Genomic DNA, 24,892 nt, shown 5'->3' on the forward strand with positions numbered 1-24,892 from the left:
TCGGGCCAAAATCCGGTGCCCCGGAACTTAAACCAGCCGCACGGCAACCCCGCCGTCCACAGCCATTGGCGTTCCATTCACAAAACTGGACCGGTCCGACAAAAGGAACACCGCGGCCTGGGCAATTTCAGACGGGGCGGCCATCCGCTTCATCGGGTGCAGCCCGGCGATAAAGCTGTGCGCCTCCGGATTATCGCCGGCCATCGCGGTCTTGGTTCCGCCCGGCAGCAGGGCATTCACCCGGATGCCTTCTGCCGCGTGATCAGAGGCCAGAGACTGGACCAGGCCGATCAGCCCGGCCTTTGACGCGGCATAAGCCCCCATGCCGGGCATGCCGCCGTTGCTGACGCCGACAAAGGATCCGGTAAAGACAAGCGATCCGCTGCCCCGCGCCCTCAGCGCCGGAATCTGCGCCTTGGCCGAGAAAAATGCACCCGTCAGGTTGGTTGCAATCACCGCGTTCCAATTGGCGGCGTCCATCTGCTCCACCGGCCCCATGCCGCCCATGATGCCCGCGTTGTTGAAAGCCCCGTCCAGTCCGCCGAATTCCTCCAAGGCAAGCGCCACCAGGTTTGCCGAATAGGCTTCGCTGGTGACATCACCGGCAAGACAGGCAACTTTGCCGCCGCTTTTATTGATCTGCCCGGCAAGGTTCTGCAGTTCTGCCTGGCGCCGCCCCCCCAAAAACGACATTGGCTCCTTCTGCCGCAAACAGCAGTGCTGCAGCGGCGCCAATACCGCTGCTGGCGCCGGTAATGATGAGTGTCTTGCTATTCAGTTCCATGATCATCTCCTTAATGGCTGTGCGGAAACGACTAGAAAACTGGAAGGACCAAGGGCGACCCGTTTCCTGCGCCTGCCATTGCGTCGTGTTCGAAACCGCAAGAAACGGGTCAAACCGCAGCCGGACTGGTTGCCGAACCAAAGCAAGCCGCAGATTTTCCGAAACTGGCCCTAAGTCCAGATTGCACCGCGTTTAAGTCCACCCTAAGGTGGCGCGCATGGCCATTTCCGTCGACACCTTTTTCCTAAACCCGGACGCCCAGGGCACTCTGCAGGCGCAGATCCAGGAAATGATTGCCGAGGGCATTCTGTCCGGGCGCTTCAGGGTCGGGGAAAAACTGCCCTCATCGCGCAAACTGGCGGCGCATCTGGGGATCAGCAGGATTACCGTGACGCTGGCCTATACCGAATTGCTGGCCAATGACTACCTCACCTCGCGCGGGCGGTCCGGCTATTTTGTTTCCGACAACGCGCCGGTGCCGCCTTCGTACACGCCGCAGCAGAAGTCCGGCGATGCGATGGATTGGGGCAAAGTTCTGGCGCGCAGCTTTACCGGCGGCGACACCCCGCGAAAACCCCAGGACTGGCGCGAGTACCGCTATCCGTTCATCTACGGGCAGGCCGATGCCTCGCTGTTCGACCATGCCAACTGGCGGCTGTGCGCGCTGCGGGCGCTGGGGCAGAAGGATTTTGCCGCACTGGCGAATGATTACTTCGACCAGGACGATCCGTTGCTGATCGAATATATCGCCCGACACACGCTGCCGCGCCGCGGGATCACTGCCCGGCCGGAGGAAATCCTGATCACGCTGGGTGCCCAGAATGCGCTATGGATCACCTGCCAGCTGCTGTTAAACCGAAGGCGGCGGGCGGCGGTGGAAGATCCAGCCTATTATACTCTGCGCGACCAGGTGGTACAGACCCGCTGCCAGGTGGATTGCATTCCGGTCGATGAGGGCGGTTTGCCGCCAGAACAGATTTCGGAAGACACCGATGTGATCTTCTGCACCCCCAGCCACCAGAGCCCGACGACCTTCACCATGCCGATGGAGCGGCGCAAACAGCTGCTAAGGCGGGCCAGTGAGATCGATGCGGTCATTGTCGAGGATGACTACGAGTTCGAGATGTCCTTTCTCGGCGCTCCCTCTCCCTCGCTTAAGTCGCTCGATAGCGAGGGGCGGGTGATCTATGCAGGCAGTTTTTCCAAATCGCTTTTTCCCGGGCTGCGGCTAGGGTATTTGGTCGGATCGGAACCGTTTATCCGCCAGGCCAGGGCGCTGCGCGCCAGCGTGCTGCGGCATCCGCCGGGACATGTCCAGCGCACAGTCGCCTATTTCCTGTCGCTGGGACACTACGACGCCCAGATCCGCCGTACCGCCAAGGTGCTGCATGACCGCCGCGCCGTGATCGAGGATGCCATCCGCAAGCACGGCCTCACCATTGCCGGCGTCGGCAATTTCGGCGGCTCTTCTTTGTGGATGCGGGCTCCGGACGGCGTGGATGCCACCACTGTTGCGGAACGGCTGAAAGAGAAAAGCGTCATCATCGAGCCCGGCGCGCCGTTCTTTGGCGCCGAGCACCGCCAGCAGAATTATTACCGGCTCGGCTATTCCTCGATCCCCGCCACAAGGATCGAGGCCGGCCTGGCGTTGATTGCCAAGGCACTGAAGCAGGGTTGAAGCCAGGGTGTTGCAGCTGACTGCGCGGCAAATGATACCAAACGTGTCATTTACCTTCACGCCTGCATTCTTGTGCCCGCATCGCGTGACTGGCTGAAGCTTATGTGAAAATACTGCCCGGTTATTTTCATAGATCCAGTTTTGGACCTACCCGGGCTTGATAACTGGCCCTAACCCGGCCTCCCCCCGCCCCCTAAACCAGAGTCAATTCCCGGCACTGCGCCCGGGGGAATTCCGCGTCTCACCCAGGAGAACCCGCCATGAAAATGACCACCGAAGAAGCCTTTGTCAAAACCCTGCAAATGCACGGCATCGAACACGCCTTTGGCATCATCGGCTCGGCCATGATGCCGATTTCCGATATCTTTGAGCCGGCAGGCATCACCTTCTGGGACTGCGCCCACGAGGGCTCGGGCGGCATGATGGCGGACGGCTACACCCGCGCCACCGGCAAGATGTCGATGATGATTGCACAGAACGGTCCTGGCATCACCAACTTTGTCACCGCTGTGAAAACCGCCTACTGGAACCACACCCCGCTGCTGCTGGTCACCCCGCAGGCCGCGAACAAGACCATGGGTCAGGGCGGTTTCCAGGAAATGGAGCAGATGCGCATGTTTGCCGACTGCGTCTGCTATCAGGAAGAAGTGCGCGACCCGTCCCGCATGGCCGAAGTTCTGAACCGCGTGATCATGCAGGCCAAGCGCAACTCTGCTCCGGCCCAGATCAACGTGCCGCGCGACTACTTCACCCAAGTGATCGACATCGACCTGCCCGCAATTGTCGACTTTGAACTGCCCGCCGGCGGCGCAGAGGCGGTGAGCCAGGCGGCTGAATTGCTGTCGAACGCAAAATTCCCGGTCATCCTGAACGGTGCCGGCGTTGTCATCGGCGGCGCGATCCCCGCGTCCATGGCCCTGGCCGAGCGTCTCGACGCCCCGGTTTGCGTTGGCTACCAGCACAACGACGCCTTCCCCGGCTCGCACCCGCTGTTTGCAGGCCCGCTGGGCTATAACGGTTCCAAGGCTGGAATGGAGCTGATCTCCAAAGCGGACGTTGTGCTGGCACTCGGCACCCGCCTGAACCCGTTCTCGACCCTGCCCGGCTACGGCATCGACTACTGGCCGACCGACGCGAAAATCATCCAGGTTGACATCAACCCGGACCGCATCGGCCTGACCAAGAAAGTCACCGTGGGCATCGTCGGGGACGCAAAATCGGTTGCAAACACCATCCTCGGCCAACTGGCGGACACCGCAGGCGACGCAGGCCGCGAAGAGCGTAAGGCACTGATCTCGCACACCAAGTCTGCCTGGGCCCAGGAACTGTCTTCGATGGACAGCGAGCAGGACGATCCCGGCACCACCTGGAACGAACGCGCCCGCGCTGCCAAGCCTGACTGGCTGTCGCCGCGCCGCGCATGGCGTGCGATCCAGGCCGGCCTGCCGAAAGATGCGATCATCTCTTCGGACATCGGCAACAACTGCGCCATCGGCAACGCCTACCCGTCGTTCGAGGACGGCCGCAAATACCTGGCCCCCGGCCTGTTCGGCCCCTGCGGGTACGGCCTGCCGGCGGTTGTCGGCGCGAAAATCGGCTGCCCGGACGTTCCGGTTGTCGGCTTTTCCGGCGATGGCGCGTTTGGTATCGCAGTGACCGAACTGACCGCAATCGGGCGCGAAGAATGGCCCGCGGTGACACAGGTTGTGTTCCGCAACTACCAATGGGGTGCAGAAAAGCGCAATTCCACCCTGTGGTTCGATGACAACTTCGTCGGCACCGAGCTGGACACTCAGGTGTCTTATGCCGGTATCGCCAATGCCTGCGGCCTGAAAGGCGTTGTAGCCCGCACCATGGACGAACTTACCGAGGCGCTGCGCCAGGCCTGTGAAGACCAGAAGAAGGGCATCACCACCCTGATCGAAGCGATGATCAACCAGGAACTGGGTGAGCCTTTCCGCCGTGACGCAATGAAGAAACCTGTCGCCGTTGCTGGCATCAGCAAAGACGACATGCGTCCGCAGCAGGTCTGAACCTGATGCCCCTGCCCTTTGACCTTTCAATGGGCCAGGGGGCCTATTTGGCCGCCGCGTTATTCGCGGCGGCCTTGATCCGCGGCTTTTCCGGCTTCGGGTTTTCTGCGATCTTCATCATTCTGGCAGCGCTGACCACCAATCCGCTGCCGCTGATCCCGGTAGTGTTTTCCTGCGAAATCGCCATGACCGCCTTCCAGGCGCACGGCATCCGCCCGCATATCGACTGGCGCCGCGCCTTCGCCCTGCTGGCAGGTGCCGCGGTTGCCACGGTTCCCGCCATCGCCATCATGGCCCGGCTGGGAGAGTATGAGGCGAGGCTGGCGATCTCATGCCTGATCCTGGCCTTGAGCCTGGTTCTGCTGAGCGGCTGGCAGCTGGAACGCCCGGTCGGGCGCAACGGAACTGTAGGTGTCGGTGCCATTGCGGGCATCGCCAACAGCGCCGGTGTCGGCGGCCTGCCTGTCGCAGCCTTCCTGACGGCACAGCCGGTTCCGCCGGCAGTGTTCCGCGCCACGATGATCGTGTTTCTGACCGGCATCGACCTGATGGCGCTGCCGGTAATGGCCGCAAATGGATTGGTGGGTCCGCAAACGCTGACCGGCATTCTGCTGGCCTTTCCCATTCTGGGCCTCGGCATCTGGGCCGGGTCCCGCAGTTTTAAAGCGGTCTCGCACAGACTGTTCCGCCGTGCGGTGGTGCTGATGCTGACTGCCTTTTCGCTGATCAATATCGCGCGGCTGGCGTTCTGAACGCCCCCTGCCCCGAACCGCTGCTACAGGACCAATGCCAGTGACCAAGACACTTTCACCCCTTGAACTGCTGCAGGCCGAAGCTCCGGCTGCCCGTCCCGTTGTCGCACTCAGCGAAGGCACCGACCCCCGCGTCGTGGCGGGTGCCCTCGCCGCGCATCAGGCCGGTATCGCCGATGTGATCCTGATTGGTCCGCAGGCAGAAGTCGAAGCCGCGCTGCAGGCCGAAGGCGCCAGCGCCGGCGATGGCGTGGCAGTCCACGACCCGGCCGCATCCGGGCTGACCGAAACCTTTGCCGCCGAATACCACAGCCTGCGCATGCACAAGGGGGTTGACGAGACCGAAGCCCGTGCAGCTGCCGAAACCCCGCTGGTTTACGCCGCCATGCTGGTTCGGCTGGGCCATGCCACCGGCACCGTTGGCGGCGCAGTCCACACCACCGGCGATGTGGTGCGCAGCGCCATTCAGGTGATCGGCATGGCGCCGGATGCGGGTATGGTCTCTTCCTTCTTCCTGATGTACCCGCCCGAAGGCGCCCCGGATGGCGCCCGCGCAATGCTTTACTCCGACTGCGGCCTGGTGATTGATCCGAAACCTGCCGAGATGGTCTCGATCGCTGCAGCTTCGGCTCAATCGGCCCAGGCCCTGCTGCGGGCGGATCCGAAACTGGCTTTCCTCAGCTTTTCCACCAAAGGCAGCGCCAAACATCCGGCCGTGGACAAGGTGACTGAGGCGCTGAGCCTGTTCCAGGACGCCCACCCGGAACTGCCTGCAGATGGAGAACTGCAATTCGACGCCGCCTTTGTGCCCTCAGTCGGAACGCGCAAATCGCCCGGCTCCAGCGTTGCGGGCCAGGCCAATGTTATGATCTTCCCCAATCTGGATGCCGGCAACATCGGCTATAAGATCACCCAGCGGCTGGGCGGTTATTCCGCCATCGGCCCGGTGCTGCAGGGGCTGGCCAAACCCGCCAATGATCTATCCCGCGGCTGCAGCGCCGAAGACGTCACCCAGATTATCGCCGTCACCATCCTGCAGGCCGCAGGCGCATCAGGTCCGGATATTTGAACCACCGTCCCAAAAATCCGAACCCATACAGAACAGTATTCCCAAATTAGGGCCTTCCGTCATACGGTCGCCCGACACACCCAACAGGACCCGCCCATGACCCATCAGCAGCCAATCCTGAACACGTCGCCCAAGGTCTCGGACGAGATCCGGCAGACCACCTGTTACATGTGCGCCTGCCGCTGCGGCATCAATGTGCATATGAAAGACGGCAAGGTTGCCTATATCGAGGGCAACCGCGACCACCCGGTGAACAAGGGCGTGCTCTGCGCCAAAGGGTCGGCCGGCATCATGCAGGTCAACGCGCCATCGCGGCTGAAGGCACCAATGATCCGCACTGGCCCGCGCGGCTCGGGTCAGTACAAAGAAATCTCCTGGGACGAGGCGCTGGCGATTGCAGTGGGCTGGCTGGAACCGGTCCGCCACGAATCCCCCGAACAGCTGGCGTTTTTCACCGGCCGCGACCAGTCGCAAAGCTTCACCAGCTTCTGGGCGCAAAGCTTCGGCACCCCGAACTATGCCGCGCACGGCGGGTTTTGCTCGGTCAACATGGCGACGGCGGGCATCTACACTATGGGCGGCGCATTTTGGGAATTCGGCCAGCCCGACTGGGACCACACCAAGCTGTTCATGCTGTTCGGCGTGGCCGAAGACCATGATTCCAACCCGATCAAGATGGGTCTGGGCAAGATCAAGAAGCGCGGCGCCCGGGTGATCGGCGTGAACCCGATCCGGTCCGGCTATAATGCGATTGCGGATGACTGGGTCGGCATCACACCGGGCACCGACGGGCTATTCATTCTGTCGATGATCCATGTACTGATGAAGGCCGGCAAGATCGACCTCGACTACCTTAGCCGCTACACTAACGCGCCAGTGCTGGTGAACGCCTCCGAAGGACCGGACAACGGCCTGTTCCTGCGCGATGAGGACGGCAAGATGCTGGTCATCGACCGCACCACCGGCAAGCTGACCCCGTTCGACCAGCCCGGTGTGCGGCCCGACCTTTCGGCGGTCTATGAGAAGGACGGCGTCACCCACCGCCCGGTATTCCACCAGATGGCGGAGCGCTATCTGGCCGATGAATACGCGCCCGAGGCCATCGCAGACAAATGCGGTATCCCGGCCAAGCGCATCCGCGCCATTGCGGGTGAGCTGGCCCGCGTCGCCTTTGACGAGGCGTTTGAGCTGGACGTCGAATGGACCGACTTCCGCGGTGAACGGCACACCAAAATGACCGGCCGCCCGGTCTCGATGCACTCGATGCGCGGTGTGTCAGCGCATGCCAACGGCTTCCAGACCTGCCGCGCGCTGCATGTGCTGCAAATCATCCTTGGCACGGTCGAGGTCCCCGGCGGCTTCCGCTTCAAGCCGCCCTACCCCAAACCTGTTGAGGCGCACCCGACCCCGCACTGCAAGGCCACGCCCGACACCCCGCTTGACGGCCCGCACTTGGGCTTTGTGCGCGGTCCTGAGCATCTGGCGCTGAAGGAAGACGGCAGCCCCGCCCGGATCGACAAGGCGTTCACCTGGGAAAACCCGATGTCGGCGCATGGCCTCATGCATATGGTGATCTCCAACGCGCATGCGGGCGACCCTTACAAGATCGACACGCTGTTCATGTATATGGCCAACATGTCGTGGAACTCTTCCATGAACACCAAAGGTGTGATGGAGATGCTGACCGACAAGGATGAGAACGGCAATTACAAGATCCCGCATATCATCTATTCAGACGCCTATTCGTCGGAGATGGTGGCCTTTGCCGACCTGATCCTGCCGGACACCACCTATCTGGAGCGCCACGACTGCATCTCGCTGCTGGACCGTCCGATCTGCGAGGCGGATGCCGCGGCGGATGCCATCCGCTGGCCGGTGATTGAGCCGGACCGCGACGTGCGCGGCTTCCAAACGGTACTGATCCAGCTCGCCAACCGGATGAAGCTGCCGAACTTCACCAACGAGGACCGAACCGCCAAGTGGAAGGATTATGCCGACTACATCGTCAACCACGAGCGCAAGCCGGGCATCGGCCCGCTGTCCGGTTTCCGCGGTGAAGACGGCAGCAAAACCGGCCGGGGCGAAGTGAACCCCGAGCAGCTGAATCAGTACATCGAAAACGGCGGTTTCCATGTGGCCCACATCCCCGAGGAGGCAGGGTACTACAAACCCTGGAACACCGCCTATCAGGACTGGGCGGTGGGCATGGGGATCTATGACAGCCCGCAGCCCTATCTGTTCCAGCTATATGTCGAGCCGATGCGCAAGTTCCAGCTGGCCGCCGAAGGCCATGGCGACCGTCAGCCGCCGGAGCATCTGCGCCAGCGGGTAAAAGACGTGATGGACCCGCTGCCGATCTGGTACGAGACCGACCAGCAGGGCAACGAGGGCTTCACCGTCAACGCGCTGACCCAGCGCCCGATGGCAATGTACCACTCCTGGGGCACCCAGAACGCCTGGCTGCGCCAGCTGCACGGCCGCAATCCGCTGTATGTTCCGACCAAGCTGATGCAAGAGAACGGGCTGCAGGACGGCGACTGGGCCAAGGTCTCCTCGCCGCATGGTGAAATCACTGTGCCGGTGATGGAAATGGCAGCGCTCAATGAAAACACCGTCTGGACCTGGAACGCGATCGGCAAGCGCAAGGGCGCCTGGGCGCTGGAAGAGGACGCGCCGGAAGCCACCAAAGGCTTCCTGCTCAATCATCTGATCCACGAGCTCTTGCCGCCCAAGGGAGACGGCATGCGGTGGGCCAACTCGGATCCGATCACCGGCCAGGCGGCCTGGTTCGACCTGAAAGTCAAAATCGAAAAGGCTGCCGACCCGGCAGACCTGCAGGAAAGCCAGCCGGCCTTCCCTGCTCAGGAGTCGCCCGTTGGCACCGGCCCGAAAGAACTGAAGTGGAAAGTAGGCAAATGACGGGCGCAATTTTCTTCGAAGAAAATTGCCGGGAAAATTCGAATTTTCTCGGCTCCGCAAACCGCACACGGAGTACGCAATGACTGAGCTTCCCGCCAAGACCGACCGCAAGATGGGCCTGGTCATCGACCTGGACACCTGCGTCGGCTGCCATGCCTGTGTGATTTCCTGCAAAGGCTGGAACACCGAAAACTATGGTGCCCCCTTGTCGGACCAAGACCCTTATGGCAGCGACCCTTCGGGCACCTTCCTGAACCGGGTGCATTCCTATGAGGTGAAGCCAACACCCTGCAGCAGCCAGCCGGACCCGGCGGCGCAGCTGATCCATTTCCCCAAGTCCTGCCTGCACTGCGAGGACGCGCCTTGCGTCACCGTCTGCCCGACCGGCGCCAGCTACAAGCGGGTCGAGGACGGCATCGTGCTGGTGAACGAGGATCACTGCATCGGCTGCGGCTTGTGTGCCTGGTCCTGCCCTTACGGCGCCCGCGAGCTGGACCTGGCAGCAGGCGTGATGAAGAAATGCACGCTCTGTGTGGACCGGATATACAACGAGAACCTGCCGGAGGTGGACCGCGTCCCGTCCTGCGTGCGGACCTGCCCGGCAGGCGCGCGCCATTTCGGTGATCTGGGCGATCCGGACAGCGATGTCTCCAAGCTGGTAGCGGAGCGCGGCGGCATCGACCTGATGCCGGAGATGGGCACCAAGCCGGTGAACAAATACCTGCCGCCCCGGCCCAAAGACACGATTGAAGACGAGATCGACATCCTCGCCCCGTTGCTGGCTCCGATCGCTGAAGAGCCCCAGGGTTTCCTAGGCTGGCTGGACAAGGCGCTCGACAAAATTCCGGGGCAATCCTCGGGCACTTCTTCAGGAGGCGCGAACTGATGCATCCCGCACCATCCGTCATCATCTTCACCACCCTGTCGGGTCTTGGCTTTGGCCTGCTGACATTCCTCGGCCTCGGCCAGCCCGCGGTGACCGGCACCGTGGCCTTTGTCTTCTACACCATTGCCTTTGGCCTGGCCTGCGGCGGACTGCTGGCCTCGACCTTTCACCTCGGCCGCCCGGAACGCGCCTGGCGCGCTTTCACCCAGTGGAAGACCAGCTGGCTTAGCCGCGAGGGCATCTGCGCCGTTGGTGCCCTGCTTGTGATGGGTCTATATGCGCTTGGCGCCGTGTTCATGGACAGCCACTGGACGCTGCTGGGCTGGGTCGGCACCGCTCTCAGCCTTGCCACCGTCTTCACCACTTCGATGATCTACACCCAGCTTAAAACCATCCCGCGCTGGAATATGGAGCTGACCCCGGTAATGTTCCTGTCTTTCAGCCTGGCAGGCGGCGCGCTGCTGGCCGGGGCCGAGGCCGTGGCACCCTGGCTGCTGGCCATCGCAGGTGCTGTGCAGCTGGCCTATTGGGCCAAGGGCGACCGCGCACTGGAGGCCTCCGGCACCGACATCGGCACCGCCACCGGCCTGGGTGAGCGCGGCGCGGTACGTGCCTTTGAACCACCGCACACCGGGTCGAACTACCTGTTGCGAGAATTTGTGCATGTGGTGGGCCGCAAACACGCCCAGAAGCTGCGGATGATTGCGTTTGCGCTGGGTTTTGCCCTGCCGCTGCTGCTGATCCTGACCCCGGTTCAGGGCGTTGTGATCAAACATCTTTTTGCAGCCCTTGCCGTTATTTCGCACATCGCAGGCATCGCCGCATCGCGCTGGCTGTTCTTTGCACAGGCCGAACATGTGGTCGGCCTCTACTACGGCAAACGCTGACAAGTTCCGGGGCGCCCATTGCGGCGCCCCGATTTATTTTATGTATTTTTCCGGCGGCATGTCACAAACGCCCCTGCTGCCTCGTCCTGTTCCTGAAGCCATCTGAAAAGGAACAGAAAGATGACCCAGCGCCTCGACTACTTCGCCACTGCCCCGGACTTGTTTCAGCCGATGCTGGCGCTTGAAGCCACGCTCAAAGACAGCGGGCTGGAACACAGCCTGATTGAATTGGTGAAGCTTCGGGCCTCGCAGATCAACGGCTGCGCGTACTGTATTCACATGCACTCGCATGATATGCGCGCGAACGGTGAGAGCGAAGACCGGATGCATCTTCTGAATGCCTGGCGGGAGTCCTCGCTCTATTCCGCACGGGAACAGGCCGCGCTGGCCTGGACTGAGGCTCTCACCAAAATCGAGGCCACCGCCGCGCCGGACGCGGATTTTGACCGGATCGCACAGCAGTTTTCCCCGCGGGAACAGGCGGCCCTGACATTGGTGATCTCGACCATCAACGCCTGGAACCGGATTGCAATCGGCTTCCGCACCCCGCATCCTGCCCCGCAGGAGGCAAGTGCCGCGTGATTGCAAACCCCAGATCAGACGACGCCGATGCGTTTCTGAAGGCGCGGCCGCGACTGTTCGCGGCCGCCTACCGGATGCTGGGCAGTGTGAGCGACGCCGAGGACATCCTGCAGGACGCCTACCTGCGCTGGCAGGCAGCCCCGCCTGCGCAAGTGCAGGATCCGACCGGCTATCTGATTCGGGTCACCACCCGTCTGTGCCTGGACCAGCTGAAATCGGCCCGCGCCCGGCGCGAAACCTACCCCGGCGAATGGCTGCCCGAACCGGTTCTGACAGAAGACGCGACCGAGCTTTTAGATCACGATGTCACCGTTGCCCTGCTGCTGGCACTGGAACGTTTGTCGCCGCTGGAACGTGCTGCCTTCCTGCTGCACGATATCTTTGAGGGCGCCTATGAAGACATCGCCGCCGCCCTGAACCGCTCCCCCGAGGCCTGCCGTCAATTGGCCGCACGGGCGCGGCGCAAGGTGCAGCAGCTGCCCCCAAAGGAACCGGAACGACCGGAACAGGGCCAGGAAATGGCCAAGGCCTTCTTCCGCGCCTCCCGCACCGGGGACATGGCCTCCTTAACCCGGATGCTGACGCAGGACGTCCGGCTGATCTCTGATGGCGGCGGCAAGGCCATGGCCGCGCTCAACCCGATCTACGGTCGGGAGAAGGTGCAGCGCCTTATTGAAGGCATTGCTCGCAAGTTCGATCAGGCCGCTCCTGACCGCTGGCGGTTTTGCCAATTGAACGGCCTGCCTGCCATCCTGCATCGGGCAAAGGACGGTATCCTGCAAGCCACGTCCCTGGAAATCCAGGCGGGCCGGATTGCTCGCATTTACGTGACCCGCAATCCCGACAAGACACGGCATCTGGCGGGCGCACTGGATTGAAACGGGCCGGGAGGGGCGCTGCGGGGCAATTCATCCGGGTGTAATGAACACCAGAAAGAAGCAAACAGGGCGGCGCTCCATCGGAGGCCGCCCTTGATTTTGCAACAGTGTTTCGAGGTTTACAGCAGGCCGGCGTGCCCCATGGCGGCGTCGATGGCAGCCTTGGTGCTGTCTTCCAGCGTCGTCAGCGGCGAGCGGACCTCTTCGCTGCACATGCCGAGTTTCGACAGGCCGTATTTGGCACCGGCCAGGCCCGGCTCGATGAAGATTGCCTCGTGCAGCGGCATCAGTTTGTCCTGATAGGCGAGCGCCGAAGCATAGTCGCCTGCGAGGGTTGCGGCCTGGAATTCGGCGCAGAGCTTGGGCGCCACATTGGCTGTTACCGAGATGCAGCCGACGCCGCCATGGGCGTTGAAACCCAGCGCGGTGGCGTCTTCACCGGACAGCTGCACGAAGTCCGCACCGCAGGAGGCACGCTGCTGGCTGACACGGGCCAGATCGCCGGTGGCATCCTTGACACCGACAATGCGCGGCAGCTTGGCCAGTTCGCCCATGGTGGCCGGGGTCATGTCGACAACCGAGCGGCCCGGGATGTTGTAGATGATGATCGGCAGATCAGCGCAGTCATGGGCTGCGATAAAATGCTGCAGCATCCCGCGCTGGGTCGGCTTGTTGTAATAGGGGGTCACAACCAGCGCCGCATCGGCACCGACCTTCTTGGCAAACTCGACGAAACGAATCATCTCGACGGTGTTGTTGGAGCCCGCACCGGCAATCACCGGTACCCGGCCGGCTGCCGCCTTGACCGTTTCCGCGATGACCAGCTCGTGTTCCTCATGGCTGAGCGTCGGGCTTTCACCGGTGGTGCCGACCGGCACCAGGCCGGTGGAACCTTCGGCAATCTGCCATTCCACCAAGCGTTTGAGCGCATCCAGATCCAGCTCGCCGTTCGAAAACGGGGTGACGAGTGCTGGCATAGAGCCTTTGAACATGGGCACGCTCCCTTTGCTGCAGGTGCAGGCGGCAATCCGCCGCCGTCAAGATATAGAATGCCGGGGATTTAAGTTGCTACCGGCACGCCAATGAGTAACGTTCAAGCCTCTATCCCCGGACTGCTGGAAAATGCAAGAGATGACACGCATCCTGGCCCTTATTCTGCTTATCTCGGCGGCCCTGCACGGGTCGCCTGCCTTGGCGCGCGGCCTCGGGCCAGCCCTGGATCTGATGCGGGCAGAGAAATGGGACCTGGCCGCCCGCGAAGCCGGGCAGCGGCATAGCACCGCCCGCGATATTATCGAATGGCACCGGCTGCGGGCCGGTCTGGGCTCTGCCCGCGACGTGATGGCGTTTCTGGAGCGGCGGGGGGATTGGCCCGGTCTCGCCTATCTGCGGCGCCAAAACGAGGATGCCATTGCCGCAACCGGCCGCGATACCATTCTGGCCTTTTACGCGGATGAACGCCCGCAGACCGCCGAAGGCGCGTTGAGCCTGGGCAAGGCGCTGATTGCGGCCGGGCGGCGCGGTGATGGCGAGGCGGAGATCGTGCTCGCCTGGCGCACCAAGGCCATGGGCAGCACCATCCAGAGCGCGTTCCTGCGCGATTTCGCCAAACTGCTGAAACCGCATCACACCGCCCGGCTGGACCGGCTCTTGTGGGAGAATCATCTGGTCAGCTCCAAGCGGATGCTGGCGCTGGTACCCGAGGCAGAACGCAAGCTGGCGGAGGCGCGCATCGCCCTGCAAGAACGCGCGCCCGGAGTGGATGCCAAGATCGAAGCCGTGCCGGACCGGTTGAAAGGATCCGCCGGCCTTGCCTATGACCGGTTTGCCTGGCGCGACCGCAAGCGGCTGCAGGATAGTGCCATTCAGATGCTGATGGAGCGCAGCACCAGTGCCGAAAAACTGGGCGAGCCCGCCAAGTGGCTGCGCCGCCGCCGCGATTTGGCACGGCAGGTCATGCGGGACCAGGATTACGAGCGCGCCTATCAGCTGGCCGCCTATCATTTCTCCTCGCCCGAAGACGGGTATGGCTATTCCGACTGCGAATGGCTGGCTGGCTATATCGCGCTGCAGAAGCTGCACGACCCGGAGCTGGCGGCGGTGCATTTCCAGCGCTTCCTGGCCTCGGTCGAGACCCCGATTTCGATCGGCCGCGGCGGCTATTGGCTGGGCCGCGCCTATGCGGCGATGGGTCAGCCGGACAAGGCGCATGCGGCCTATGCCAGGGGCGCGGAATATCAAACCTCTTTCTATGGGCTGCTGGCGGCCGAACAACTGGGCCGGCCGTTTGATCCGGCGCTGGTGAAACCGGCTGAATTGCCGGACTGGCGCCAGGCCGCCTTCGCCAGATCCTCCGTCACCGAGGCCGGTCTGCTGTTGCTTAAGGCCGGTGATCTTGCACTGGCCGAGCGGTTCCTGACGCATCTGGTTGAATCTCTGCCGCCGGTGCAGGCGCGCCAGCTGGGTCAGATGGCGGTGGAGCTGAACCAACCGCATCTGGCAGTGATGATCTCCAAACGCGCCGCCCGCGGCGGGGTGGAGCTGGAAGGCGCCTATTACCCCTTGCACCCGGTGGCGCAACGGCAATTGCCGATGGCCGAGGAAATGACCCTGGCTATCGCCCGGCGCGAAAGCGAATTCGACCCGGCGGTGATCAGCCATGCCGGCGCGCGCGGGCTGATGCAGGTGATGCCAGCCACAGCCGAACTGGTCGCCACCGAACTGGGCATTCTGGCCGGGCACAAGACCTCCCGACTGACCGCGGAATGGGACTATAACGCCAAGCTGGGAGCCAATTACCTGGCCGGGCTGGCCGGCAGGTTCCGCGGCAATGTGGTGATGATGGCGGCAGGCTATAATGCCGGACCGCACCGGCCCACGGCTTGGATGCAACGCTACGGCGATCCGCGCGACGGCAGCCCGGATATCGTCGACTGGATCGAGCACATCCCGTTCAACGAGACCCGCAACTACGTGATGCGGGTCACCGAGAGCCTGCCGGTCTACCGGGCGCGGCTGGGCAAGGCACCGCTGCCCGTCCCGTTCTCGCAGGAACTGCGCGGCTCAACCCTTCACGCGTTCGCGCCATAGGGTGAACAGGCCGGCCGCAATGATGATGCCGGCGCCGATGGCGACATTGTTGCGGACCACCTCGCCGAACACCGCCATGCCCAGCATCGCCGTCCAGATCAGGTGAAAATAGGCAAAGGGCTGCACAGCGCTGGCCTCGGCCATCTCGTAGCACTTGATCAGCAGCCAATGGCCGGTCACACCGGACACGCACAACAGCGCCATCCAGAACCAGTCGGTCTGGCTCATCGGTTCCCAGTACCAGATGCCGATGGCAGTCATGAAGACCATGCCGGCAACCCCGGTCCAGAAGAAACTGGTGGCGGTGCTGTCCTGACGCGCCGCATAGCGGGTGACCAGCCCGTAGACGGCAAACATCAGCGCCGAGATAAACGGGATGATTGCTGCCGGGTTGAACACACCCATGCCCGGCTGCAGGATGATCAGCACGCCGATCAAGCCGACGCCGATCGCCGCCCAGCGCCGCCAGCCGACGCTTTCGCCAAGCACCGGCCCGCTGAGGGCCGCCACCAGCAGCGGATAACAGATGAACACCGCCTGGCTCTCAATCAGGCCCAGCACGGTGAAGCCGTAAACGGCCACGCAGATTTCACCGACCAGCAGCACACCGCGGAATATCTGCAGCCATAGCTGATCGGTCCGCGCCGCAGCCCGGATGCCGCCCGGTGCGCGCGCCGCCAGGAACATCACAAAGGCGGCAAAGAACCAGTAGCGCACCATCACCACCATGTAGGTGTTGTAGGTGCCCGCCAGATGGCGCGAGATACCATCCTGCAATGCAAAGACAACCGTCGCGGCAATCATCAGAAGAATGCCCAGCGGCACATTGTTGATCTGGGCCCGGGCCGGGGCTGCCTGTGTCATGGCTTCACTGCCTTTGTCATATGCCGCTTGCGCCCGTAGCCGGGGATGCGGGTTACCTCAAATCCTGCTGCCTCCAGCCCGCGGCGCACAAAACCTGCCGCTGTGTAAGTCGCCGCCGAGCCGCCCGCTGCGGTATGCACCGCAACCTCGCCCATCAGTGCTTCCTCCCACAACTCGGGGTTTTTGGCCGGAGAGAATCCGTCCAGAAACCAGGCATCCGCCTGCCCTGTCCACTCCGGCAGCGACACGCGCGCGTCGCCGGCAATCACCTCCAGTTGCAGGCTGCCCAGATCGCAGGTGCCGCTGCCCTGCCATTTCCCCAGAAACCGTTCTGCCCAGGGGGCAACCGCAGGGAAGGCCTCCAGCGCCTTGGCCATATCGGCGGGAGCCATTGGAAAGGCCTCGAAACTGGTGAACCGCAACGGCCCCGCCTGCCCTGCTGCCTCCCAGGCGCGCCAGGCGGCCAGCATGTTCAAGCCGGTGCCAAAGCCCAGCTCGGCGATACGGAAGCCAGACGAAAACCGCACCGGCAGATCGTTTCCGGCCAAGAAGACATGCTCCGTCTCCGCCAGCCCGTCCTGAATTGAAAAATAGGGATCATCGAACTGATCCGACACCGGCACGGTGCCATCGCGCCAGCTGAGGCGGGCCTGCTGGTCTGCCATGCTATAATCCCCTAAGTGGTTGTCCGGAACGGCGCGACACTGGCGAAAGGATCCGCAAATGGCAATGGCAGATGTAACGGTGCGCGGGGCTGGGATTTTCGGCCTGTCAATCGCCTGGATATGCGCGCGGCGCGGCGCAAGGGTGCAAGTGGTGGACCCGTTCGGCGCCGGTGCCGGCTCCAGCGGCGGCCTGGTCGGCGCGCTCGCCCCGCATGTGCCGGAGAACTGGAACCCCAAGAAACAGTTCCAGCTTGAAAGCCTGCTGATGGCCGGAAGTTTCTGGGCCGGGGTCGAAGCCACCGGCGGCGTTTCCGCGGGCTATGGCCGCACAGGACGGCTGCAGCCCATCAATGACGCGCGCATGCTGGAACTTGCCCGGCAGCGCGAAGTGACGGCCCGCGAGTTGTGGAAGGACACAGCCGAATGGACTGTCTGCAAGGCGGACAGCCTGGGGCCTTGGGTGCCGCCCAGCACAACGGGCTATATCATCCACGACACTCTCAGCGCCCGGATGCACCCACGCCGCGCCTGCGCGGCGCTGGTCTCTGCCCTGGCAGTTATGGGGATCGAAGTGCAGCCGGAAGCCCCCGATCAGGGCAAGGTGGTCCATGCCAAAGGCTACGCCGGCCTGTTGGAGCTGAACGCGGCGTTTGGCAAAACTGTGGGCGGCGGCGTCAAGGGCCAGGCCGCGCTCCTGCGTTTTCACGAGGGCGCGGTGCCGCAGCTTTACGCCGACAGCCTGCATATCATCCCGCACGCAGACGGCACCTTGGCCATCGGTTCCACCAGCGAGCGCGAATTCGAGGACGGCAAGGCCACCGACGCACAGCTTGACGATATCGTTGACCGCGCCCGCACCGCGGTGCCGGTGCTGCACGGCGCCGAAGTGATCGAACGATGGGCCGGCGTGCGCCCCCGCGCCAAATCCCGCGCCCCGATGCTGGGAGCCTGGCCAGACCGTGACGGCCATTTCATCGCCAACGGCGGTTTCAAGATCGGCTTTGGCATGGCCCCGAAGGCGGCCCATGTGATGGCGGACATGCTGCTCGACGGCATGGACAGCATCCCCGAAGGGTTCCGCGTGGAAGACAACCTCTGAACCGCGCACCGACCCGCCCAAGCGACTGATTTGCCCTCGTCGGGCAGCTTGCGGCGCTGGCGCAGGCTCAGCGGCAGATTTCGGCCCGCAATTTCTGCATCAGCTTAGTCAGAGTCGCCTCGTATTGCGCGCTTATCAGCCGGCCGGCTTCATCGAACTCCTTGCTGGACCCGGCCAGATGCACCCCCGGACCGGACAATACCTGCGGCTGGAACGGCACCAGAAAGCCGCGCAGCAACGCCTGCGCCTGCTCGCCCCCCGCCCGTCCTGCCGCCGCCGACATCACCGCCACAGGTTTGTCCGCCCAGGGGTTGCCTTCGGTGCGGCTCACCCAGTCGAGCGCATTTTTCAGAACGCCGGACGGGCCTTTGTTGTATTCCGGGGTAGAGATCACCACCGCATCCGCCGCCGCAATCTGATCTGACAGCTTTTGCACTGCGGGCGGGATACCCTCCGACGCCTCCGAATCGCCGTCGTAAAGCGGCAGGTTCAGGTCCGCCTCAATTACCGAGGCAGGCCCGAACACCCGGACCGCCTCTGCCAGCAGCTTGCGGTTGGTGGCCTCGCGGCGCAGCGAGCCGGAAATGGTGATCAATACGGGTTCAGCCATTGGGGGTTTTCCTTCTGTTTGCAAATCTGTCGCGCCCATCATGTATGAAGCGGCCCGTGCCGGGAAACAGCAATTGCCGCGCAGGCAATGTGCAGCGTGTCGCGAACCGGAGCGGGTGCGCGCACGAGAACAGCCCGCCCCATTAGGGGACGGGCTGCACATTCTGCATCCAGGTACCGGTTCAGGCGGCCTGCGGGATCACCACCACCTCAACCCGCCGGTTGCGGGCCTTGCCCTCAGGGGTCAGGTTCGAGGCCACCGGCTGCGCCTCGCCGCGGCCGATGATGCGCATGCGGTGATAGGGCACACCGCCGGCCTGGATCTGGCTGGCCACCGCATTGGCGCGGCGCTCGGAAAGGCCCTGGTTATAGCCGGCATCGCCATCGCTGTCGGTATGGCCGATCACCTGGATGGTGCTGTTGGGATAGCGCACCAGGCTGTCGGCGACACGGCGCAGGTCGCCCTGCACGGCCGGCGCCACTGCGGCACTGTCGGTGGCGAAGGTCAGATCGTTCGGAAAGGACAGAATCAGCCGGTCACCGGTGTTGACGATGGTAATGCCGTCATTGGCCAGGGTCTGGCGCAGCTCGCGCTCCTGCGCGTCCAGCTGGTTGCCGATCACCCCGCCGGCGGTTGCCCCGACCAGCGCGCCGGTCACAGCCCCCAATCCCCGGTCCGAGTCATTGGCGATGGCGCCGACGCCAGCGCCGATAATGCCGCCAAGGACCGCGCCTTTCTGAGTTTTGCTGCCCGGCGTGCCGATGGTAGCCGGATCGGTGCAGGCACCAAGGCCCAGTGCTGCGGCAACAATACCTGCCGTGGTGAGTTTCATCTGCATCATCAAATTGCCTTCTGTTTTCTCAGGTCCGGGCAACGCCCGGCATTCTGCAGGAATATCGGGATGCCGCGCCGCCATCTCAAGGCAGGATCACCCTGCATGGGCGAAATACCGCGCAAAATCCGCCTGAACTCCCCCTCAGGGCGCAAAAGCAAAGTCCCAGCCTTCCTGCTCCATCCACAGTTTGCGCAGGGTGCCGGCTTGCGGGGCGAACCCGCCGTCCAGCATCTCTGCCGCGAACATCCGGTCCGTGCGGAAATGGCGGAAACCGCCGCGCAGCTCGCACCAGGCCGCCAGCATCGTGCATTCGATGTGATAGATCAGCGCCAGCGGACGCAGGGTGCGGCTGGTCTCGCCGCGTTCCGGGCTGACATAGGTGATCCGCAGCTTGCGGCTGTCCCGAACCGCCTTTCGCAGCAGAGCTTTGGACACACAGCCCAGTTCCGGATCATCCAGCGGCGCGCCCCAGGGCGCCACCTGCAGCCAGTCGGCGGTGGCATGCACGTCCTTGATCTTGTGGCTGACCCGTTCCGCGGCCTTTTGCAAAGAACCGTCACCCGTGCGCATCAGCATCGCCAGGCCGACATGCAGCGCCTCCAGCTCCTCTTCGTCGAAATTCAGCGGCGGCAGGTCATAGCCCTTTCGCAGCATATAACCGATCCCGGCCTCTCCCTCGACCGGGGTGCGCATCGCCTGCAAGGCAGAGATATCGCGGTAGATTGTGCGTTTGGAAACCTCCAGTTTCTCTGCCAGGTCCTCGGCCCGCACCGGGGCTGCGGAGGATCGCAGGATCTGGATGATTTCAAACAAGCGGCCGGTGCGCGGCATGGTCAGGCTCCAGTGACAGTCTGCTGACACCCTAGCACAGTCCGCTGACAACAGGCTGTCAGCAGTGGTCTGTTTTTCTGCACCTCCGAAAAGGAGACACAGCATGCTGACCTATGAATGGATTTCCATGATCACCCTGGGCAAGGACCGCTGGAATACGCAACAGAACCTGCCAAAACCTTATGAGGCGGAACGCGACGCCGCCCGCCAGCGGCACGCAGACCGCGACGCGGCCAAGCCGTCAGGCCCTGGCCTGCTGCAGCGCCTGTTCAGCCGGCAGCGCGCCGATCATGTGCAGCGCGGCCTCGCCTTTTTGCGCAAAGACCGCCTCAGCCAGCGGGCGCAGGGCTGAAGGATCCTCCACGAATTCCGCCTGCGGCCACCGCGCGCGCATATCTGCCATGGCCGGTTCCGCCCCGGTTTCGGCGGCAAATCCCAGCCCGCAGATACCCTTTTCGGTGCCCATCACCAGCGCCAGGCCAAAGGGGCTGTCAAACCAGCCCCAGAAGATCCGCAGGCCATCGCCTTTGCGGGCATATTCGCCGGGGCTCATTGCCTCCCAGCGCAGGAACAGGTCATGCAGCCGGCCGGAGCCCGACAGCCCCACCGCATACGAGGCTTCCAGCGTGGTGAACCGTTCGCGCAGCAGCGCCTTGGCATGGCCCAGCCGCAGATACTGCTGGTAGCGCTTGGGTGAGACACCGACCCAAGCGGAAAACAGCCGCTGGAAATGTGCCGGGCTCATATCCATGCGGGCGGCCAGCTGCTCCAGCGTCAGATCCTCGCCGCCGTCGTCGATCAGCTCTATCGCCCGGCGCATGACGCCGTAATGATAGGTATTTTCCCGCGTTTCGATATTCATCGGCCCAACCTGTTCTGACTTGGTACCAAAGTAAGGCGCGCGCCCCTGGTAAGCGACCCGAAACTTGCGGGTTTCATTCCTTTGCGGGTCAGGGGCCGCCAAGATAGCAGGTGCAATTTCAATTGCTCTTTAAGGTCTGACCTGTACATAAGCGCTGCCATGGCAAAGCAACTCGACTATCATACGCTCCGCGAGATCTTTACGCGTTTCCAGGCAGCTGAGCCCGAACCCAAGGGCGAACTGGAGCATGTCAACGCCTACACGCTGGTGGTGGCGGTGGCGCTGTCGGCGCAGGCAACCGATGCCGGTGTGAACAAGGCCACCCGCGCGCTGTTCAAAATCGCCGACACCCCGCAAAAAATGCTGGATCTGGGCGAGGAACAGCTGATCGAGCATATCAAGACCATCGGCCTGTACCGAAACAAAGCCAAGAACGTGATCAAACTGTCGAAGATCCTGGTAGAGGACTACGGCGGCGAGGTCCCGAATTCCCGCGCTGCCCTGCAATCGCTGCCGGGTGTGGGCCGCAAAACCGCCAATGTTGTCCTCAACATGTGGTGGAAACAGCCTGCGCAGGCGGTGGACACCCATATTTTCCGTGTCGGCAACCGCTCCGGCATTGCCCCGGGCAAGGATGTGGACGCCGTGGAACGCGCGGTCGAAGACAACATTCCGGCAGATTTCCAGCAGCACGCCCATCACTGGCTGATCCTGCACGGCCGCTATCACTGCAAGGCGCGCAAGCCGATGTGCGGCAGCTGCCTGATCCGCGATCTGTGCATGTTCGAGGACAAGAACCTGTGACGTGCAGCGGCATTCCTGCCGTCGGTTTTGCGGCGGCGGCTGGCGTTACCCATCCGGTCTTCCCCCTAGGGATGGCAGGCCGGGCCATTCATTCAGACAAGCCCGCCGGACACTGGCCCGGCGCAACTTCCCCCGAGGAGGACAGTATATGACCAAAACCTATCAGCTTGTCGGCATCGGCAATGCCGTTGTTGATGTGATCGCGCAGTGCGAAGACAGCTTCCTGGCTGACCTGGGCATCGAAAAAGGCATCATGCAGCTGATCGAGCGCGACCGCTGCGAGGATCTCTATGCTGCGATGGGCAACCGGGTGCTGACTCCGGGCGGCTCGGTCGCCAATGCCATCGCCGGCGCCGGCGCGCTGGGGCTCCAGGCCGCCTTCATCGGCCGGGTCCGTGACGATGCACTGGGGAAATTCTATGCCGACGCGATGAACAACGAAAGTGTTGCCTTTGTGAACCCGCCGGTTGCGGATGACGAACTGCCGACCTCGCGTTCGATGATCTTTGTCTCTCCCGACGGCGAGCGGTCGATGAACACCTATCTGGGCATCTCATCTGAGCTGGCGTCGGACGACGTGCCGCAGGACGTCGCCGGCAATGCGCAGATCATGTTTCTGGAAGGCTACCTGTTCGACAAGGATAAGGGCAAGACTGCCTTTCTGGAAGCTGCCCGCGACTGCCGTGAAGGCGGCGGCAAAGTTGGCATTTCGATCTCCGACCCGTTCTGCGTCGAGCGGCACCGGGCTGATTTCCTGAACCTGATCGGCGAAGAGCTGGATTTCGTGATCGGCAACCAGGATGAAATCCGCGCCCTGTTCAAAACCGACGACCTGGAAGCCGCGATGGCCAAGACCGCTGCGATCTGCCCGCTGGTGGTCTGCACACGTTCCGGCGACGGGGTCACCGTGCTGAATGACGGTGTGCGCATCGATGTCCCGGTCGAGGCCATCGTGCCCGTCGATGCCACCGGCGCAGGCGACCAGTTCGCCGCCGGCTTCCTGTTCGGCATGGCGACCGGGCGCAGCATGGAAACCTGCGCGCGGATGGGCTGCATCTGTGCAGGCGAAGTGATCCGCCATATCGGCCCGCGCCCGGAAACCAATGTTCTGCACCTGCTCAAGGAAGCCGGGCTGGCATAATTCCGGCCCGGCACTCCCGCCCGTCACAACACCACCTGACGGTGCAATGTCTCCCGTCGGGGGTGGCGCGGAGCGGCTTTGCCGCTCCGCGCCACCCCCGCCCCGCCGTCCGCAGGACGCAAGGGCACCAGCCTGCGCAACACGCCAGCTTCAGCACCTTTTTCTCAGGCTGGTCAGACTCCTGACGTCAGCTGTCAGCCGCCGCCTGGGCTTTGCTCAAAAGCGCCTTGAAGGTTTTAACCTCCTGCGCCTCCATCCCCTCCAGCAGCCGCGCCTGTGTCTGCACATGCGCGGTTACCGCGCGGTCGATCAGGGCAAGGCCTCCCTCTGTCAGACATACCAGAAAGCTGCGGCTATCCGCGGGGTTCACTTCGCGCTTGACCAGCCCGTCCGCTTCCAGCCGGTCGATCCTGTTGGTCATCGTGCCCGAGGCAACCATCGTTGCCTTCAGCAAATCGCCCGGCGACAACGTGTAAGGATCGCCTGAGCGGCGCAACGTGGCCAGCACATCAAACTTGGCCGCATTCAACCCAAACTCTGCAAAGGTTGCCTGCATCCCGCGCTGATACGCCAAGTACAGCCGCGCCACCCGGCCAATCACGCCCATGGCCGTGACATCAAGGTCCGGCCGCTCCCGTTCCCATTGCTGGGTGATAAAATCCACATGGTCCATACCCCCGGTTTAGAAGATTGCATCTTGACGTCAAGATAAAACCAATTATCTCGATATCAAGATAAGGAGAGACACATGCCCATCCGGACCCTTCTGCTGACGGCGCTGGCGCCTGCCATCTGGGGCAGCAGCTATATCGTAACGACCTCTCTGCTGCCCGGCCATTCGCCGCTGGTAGTGGCCTTGCTGCGGGCGCTGCCTGCAGGGCTCTTGCTGCTGCTGCTGGTGCGCCGGCTGCCGCCGCTCGACTGGCTGCCGCGCCTAGCGGTGCTAGGGGCGCTGAATTTCTCGCTGTTCTGGGTGCTGCTGTTTGTATCCGCGTACCGGCTTCCTGGCGGCGTCGCCGCGACGCTTGGCGCTGTGCAGCCGCTGATTGTGGTGTTCCTGTCGGCACTGCTGCTGAAATCGCAAATCCGCGCCACCGCCGTTGCCGCCGCCCTGCTGAGCATTGCCGGCGTGGCCCTTTTGGTGCTGACCCCTGCGGCCAAACTCGACACATTGGGTGTGCTGGCCGGCCTTGGCGGCGCGCTGTCGATGGCAGGCGGTGTGGTTCTGACCCGGAAATGGCAGCCGCCCGTGCCCCCCTGACCTTTACCGCCTGGCAGCTGACAATGGGCGGGCTGCTGCTGGTGCCGGTCACGCTGTGGATGGTGCCCGAGATCCCCGTCTTCACCGCGGCCAATATCGCCGGGCTGGCTTATATGAGCCTGATCGGCGGCGCGTTGACCTACATCCTGTGGTTCCGCGGCTTGGCCCGGATCGAGCCGTCTCAGGTCTCGCTGCTGGGCGTCCTCAGCCCGCTGTCAGCGGTGATTCTGGGCTGGCTGCTGCTGGGCGAGACCCTGACACCGAACCAGATGCTGGGCGCTGTGCTGGCCCTGTTCAGCCTGAGGCTTGGCCAGTCCCGGCTGCGCCTGCGCGCCAAACGGCACGCAACTTTGGCGGAGTAA

General features: G+C 63.3%; 20 protein-coding genes and 3 pseudogenes. 14 read left to right on the forward strand and 9 right to left on the reverse strand.

What is annotated here, in order from left to right:
• Positions 1 to 27: 27 nt before the first annotated feature.
• Positions 28 to 784, reverse strand: a pseudogene (locus METH_RS14255) (SDR family oxidoreductase).
• 217 nt (positions 785 to 1,001) lie between these two features.
• On the opposite strand from METH_RS14255, the gene pdxR reads away from it, so the two are divergent.
• From pdxR to METH_RS14300, 9 genes are all read left to right on the forward strand, one after another.
• Positions 1,002 to 2,462 (forward strand): MocR-like pyridoxine biosynthesis transcription factor PdxR, encoded by a 1,461-nt coding sequence (gene pdxR / locus METH_RS14260; RefSeq protein ID WP_024091178.1) that lies wholly within the window; start codon positions 1,002 to 1,004, stop codon positions 2,460 to 2,462.
• A gap of 260 nt (positions 2,463 to 2,722) precedes the next feature.
• Entirely contained in the window at positions 2,723 to 4,495 is a 1,773-nt protein-coding gene (xsc, locus tag METH_RS14265) for a sulfoacetaldehyde acetyltransferase (protein ID WP_024091179.1), read from the forward strand.
• 5 nt (positions 4,496 to 4,500) lie between these two features.
• Positions 4,501 to 5,247: a sulfite exporter TauE/SafE family protein gene (locus METH_RS14270; protein ID WP_024091180.1), complete on the forward strand. Its 747-nt coding sequence runs from the start codon at positions 4,501 to 4,503 to the stop codon at positions 5,245 to 5,247.
• 34 nt (positions 5,248 to 5,281) lie between these two features.
• A complete protein-coding gene (gene pta / locus METH_RS14275; protein WP_044008439.1) occupies positions 5,282 to 6,316 on the forward strand; it encodes a phosphate acetyltransferase in 1,035 nt (344 codons plus the stop codon).
• 96 nt (positions 6,317 to 6,412) lie between these two features.
• Positions 6,413 to 9,235: a molybdopterin oxidoreductase family protein gene (locus METH_RS14280; protein ID WP_024091182.1), complete on the forward strand. Its 2,823-nt coding sequence runs from the start codon at positions 6,413 to 6,415 to the stop codon at positions 9,233 to 9,235.
• A 79-nt stretch (positions 9,236 to 9,314) separates the two neighbouring features.
• On the forward strand, positions 9,315 to 10,121 hold the full coding sequence (locus METH_RS14285) for a 4Fe-4S dicluster domain-containing protein (protein WP_024091183.1): 807 nt from the start codon (positions 9,315 to 9,317) through the stop codon (positions 10,119 to 10,121).
• Positions 10,121 to 11,008, forward strand: a complete 888-nt coding sequence (locus METH_RS14290) for a dimethyl sulfoxide reductase anchor subunit family protein (protein WP_024091184.1) — start codon at positions 10,121 to 10,123, stop codon at positions 11,006 to 11,008. Before METH_RS14285 ends, METH_RS14290 begins: the two co-directional genes overlap by 1 nt.
• 120 nt (positions 11,009 to 11,128) lie before the next feature.
• Positions 11,129 to 11,590, forward strand: a complete 462-nt coding sequence (locus tag METH_RS14295; protein ID WP_024091185.1) for a carboxymuconolactone decarboxylase family protein — start codon at positions 11,129 to 11,131, stop codon at positions 11,588 to 11,590.
• On the forward strand, positions 11,587 to 12,468 hold the full coding sequence (locus METH_RS14300) for a sigma-70 family RNA polymerase sigma factor (RefSeq protein ID WP_024091186.1): 882 nt from the start codon (positions 11,587 to 11,589) through the stop codon (positions 12,466 to 12,468). The genes METH_RS14295 and METH_RS14300 overlap by 4 nt, the downstream gene beginning before the upstream one ends.
• A gap of 119 nt (positions 12,469 to 12,587) precedes the next feature.
• On the opposite strand, the gene dapA is transcribed toward METH_RS14300, so the two are convergent.
• A complete protein-coding gene (dapA, locus tag METH_RS14305; protein ID WP_024091187.1) occupies positions 12,588 to 13,460 on the reverse strand; it encodes a 4-hydroxy-tetrahydrodipicolinate synthase in 873 nt (290 codons plus the stop codon).
• Between the two features lie 139 nt (positions 13,461 to 13,599).
• Here dapA and METH_RS14310 point away from each other — a divergent pair, with 139 nt between their 5' ends.
• The gene (locus tag METH_RS14310; protein ID WP_024091188.1) at positions 13,600 to 15,558 is read left to right on the forward strand and encodes a lytic transglycosylase domain-containing protein; all 1,959 of its coding nucleotides are present in this window, start codon (positions 13,600 to 13,602) and stop codon (positions 15,556 to 15,558) included.
• Here the strand turns inward: METH_RS14310 and METH_RS14315 are convergent.
• Positions 15,532 to 16,422 carry a DMT family transporter gene (locus METH_RS14315; RefSeq protein ID WP_024091189.1) on the reverse strand — a complete coding sequence of 297 codons (891 nt, stop codon included), beginning with the start codon at positions 16,420 to 16,422 and terminating at the stop codon, positions 15,532 to 15,534. The two genes, METH_RS14310 and METH_RS14315, sit on opposite strands and share 27 nt — an antisense overlap.
• Positions 16,419 to 17,087: a tRNA (5-methylaminomethyl-2-thiouridine)(34)-methyltransferase MnmC2 gene (mnmC2, locus tag METH_RS14320; RefSeq protein ID WP_024091190.1), complete on the reverse strand. Its 669-nt coding sequence runs from the start codon at positions 17,085 to 17,087 to the stop codon at positions 16,419 to 16,421. Before mnmC2 ends, METH_RS14315 begins: the two co-directional genes overlap by 4 nt.
• A gap of 58 nt (positions 17,088 to 17,145) precedes the next feature.
• On the opposite strand from mnmC2, the gene METH_RS14325 reads away from it, so the two are divergent.
• Positions 17,146 to 18,186 carry an NAD(P)/FAD-dependent oxidoreductase gene (locus METH_RS14325; RefSeq protein WP_024091191.1) on the forward strand — a complete coding sequence of 347 codons (1,041 nt, stop codon included), beginning with the start codon at positions 17,146 to 17,148 and terminating at the stop codon, positions 18,184 to 18,186.
• 67 nt (positions 18,187 to 18,253) lie between these two features.
• On the opposite strand, the gene METH_RS14330 is transcribed toward METH_RS14325, so the two are convergent.
• The 4 genes and pseudogenes from METH_RS14330 to METH_RS14345 form a co-directional block, all read right to left on the reverse strand.
• Entirely contained in the window at positions 18,254 to 18,796 is a 543-nt protein-coding gene (locus METH_RS14330; protein ID WP_024091192.1) for an NADPH-dependent FMN reductase, read from the reverse strand.
• Between the two features lie 181 nt (positions 18,797 to 18,977).
• Positions 18,978 to 19,637 carry a YiaD family glycine zipper/OmpA-like lipoprotein gene (locus METH_RS14335; RefSeq protein WP_024091193.1) on the reverse strand — a complete coding sequence of 220 codons (660 nt, stop codon included), beginning with the start codon at positions 19,635 to 19,637 and terminating at the stop codon, positions 18,978 to 18,980.
• Between the two features lie 135 nt (positions 19,638 to 19,772).
• Positions 19,773 to 20,462: a helix-turn-helix transcriptional regulator gene (locus METH_RS14340; protein WP_024091194.1), complete on the reverse strand. Its 690-nt coding sequence runs from the start codon at positions 20,460 to 20,462 to the stop codon at positions 19,773 to 19,775.
• A 280-nt stretch (positions 20,463 to 20,742) separates the two neighbouring features.
• A pseudogene (locus METH_RS14345) lies at positions 20,743 to 21,324 on the reverse strand (helix-turn-helix domain-containing protein); the annotation flags it as partial.
• 159 nt (positions 21,325 to 21,483) lie between these two features.
• Here METH_RS14345 and nth point away from each other — a divergent pair.
• Positions 21,484 to 22,128 (forward strand): endonuclease III, encoded by a 645-nt coding sequence (gene nth / locus METH_RS14350; RefSeq protein ID WP_024091196.1) that lies wholly within the window; start codon positions 21,484 to 21,486, stop codon positions 22,126 to 22,128.
• Positions 22,129 to 22,276: 148 nt separating this feature from the next.
• Complete coding sequence (locus METH_RS14355) at positions 22,277 to 23,269, forward strand: adenosine kinase (RefSeq protein ID WP_024091197.1); 993 nt, start codon at positions 22,277 to 22,279, stop codon at positions 23,267 to 23,269.
• A gap of 187 nt (positions 23,270 to 23,456) precedes the next feature.
• On the opposite strand, the gene METH_RS14360 is transcribed toward METH_RS14355, so the two are convergent.
• Positions 23,457 to 23,942, reverse strand: a complete 486-nt coding sequence (locus METH_RS14360) for a MarR family winged helix-turn-helix transcriptional regulator (protein WP_024091198.1) — start codon at positions 23,940 to 23,942, stop codon at positions 23,457 to 23,459.
• A 75-nt stretch (positions 23,943 to 24,017) separates the two neighbouring features.
• Here METH_RS14360 and METH_RS14365 point away from each other — a divergent pair.
• Positions 24,018 to 24,892 (forward strand): annotated as a pseudogene (locus tag METH_RS14365) (EamA family transporter).

Origin of the sequence: Leisingera methylohalidivorans DSM 14336 (assembly GCF_000511355.1) — a bacterium.
Lineage (GTDB): Bacteria > Pseudomonadota > Alphaproteobacteria > Rhodobacterales > Rhodobacteraceae > Leisingera > Leisingera methylohalidivorans.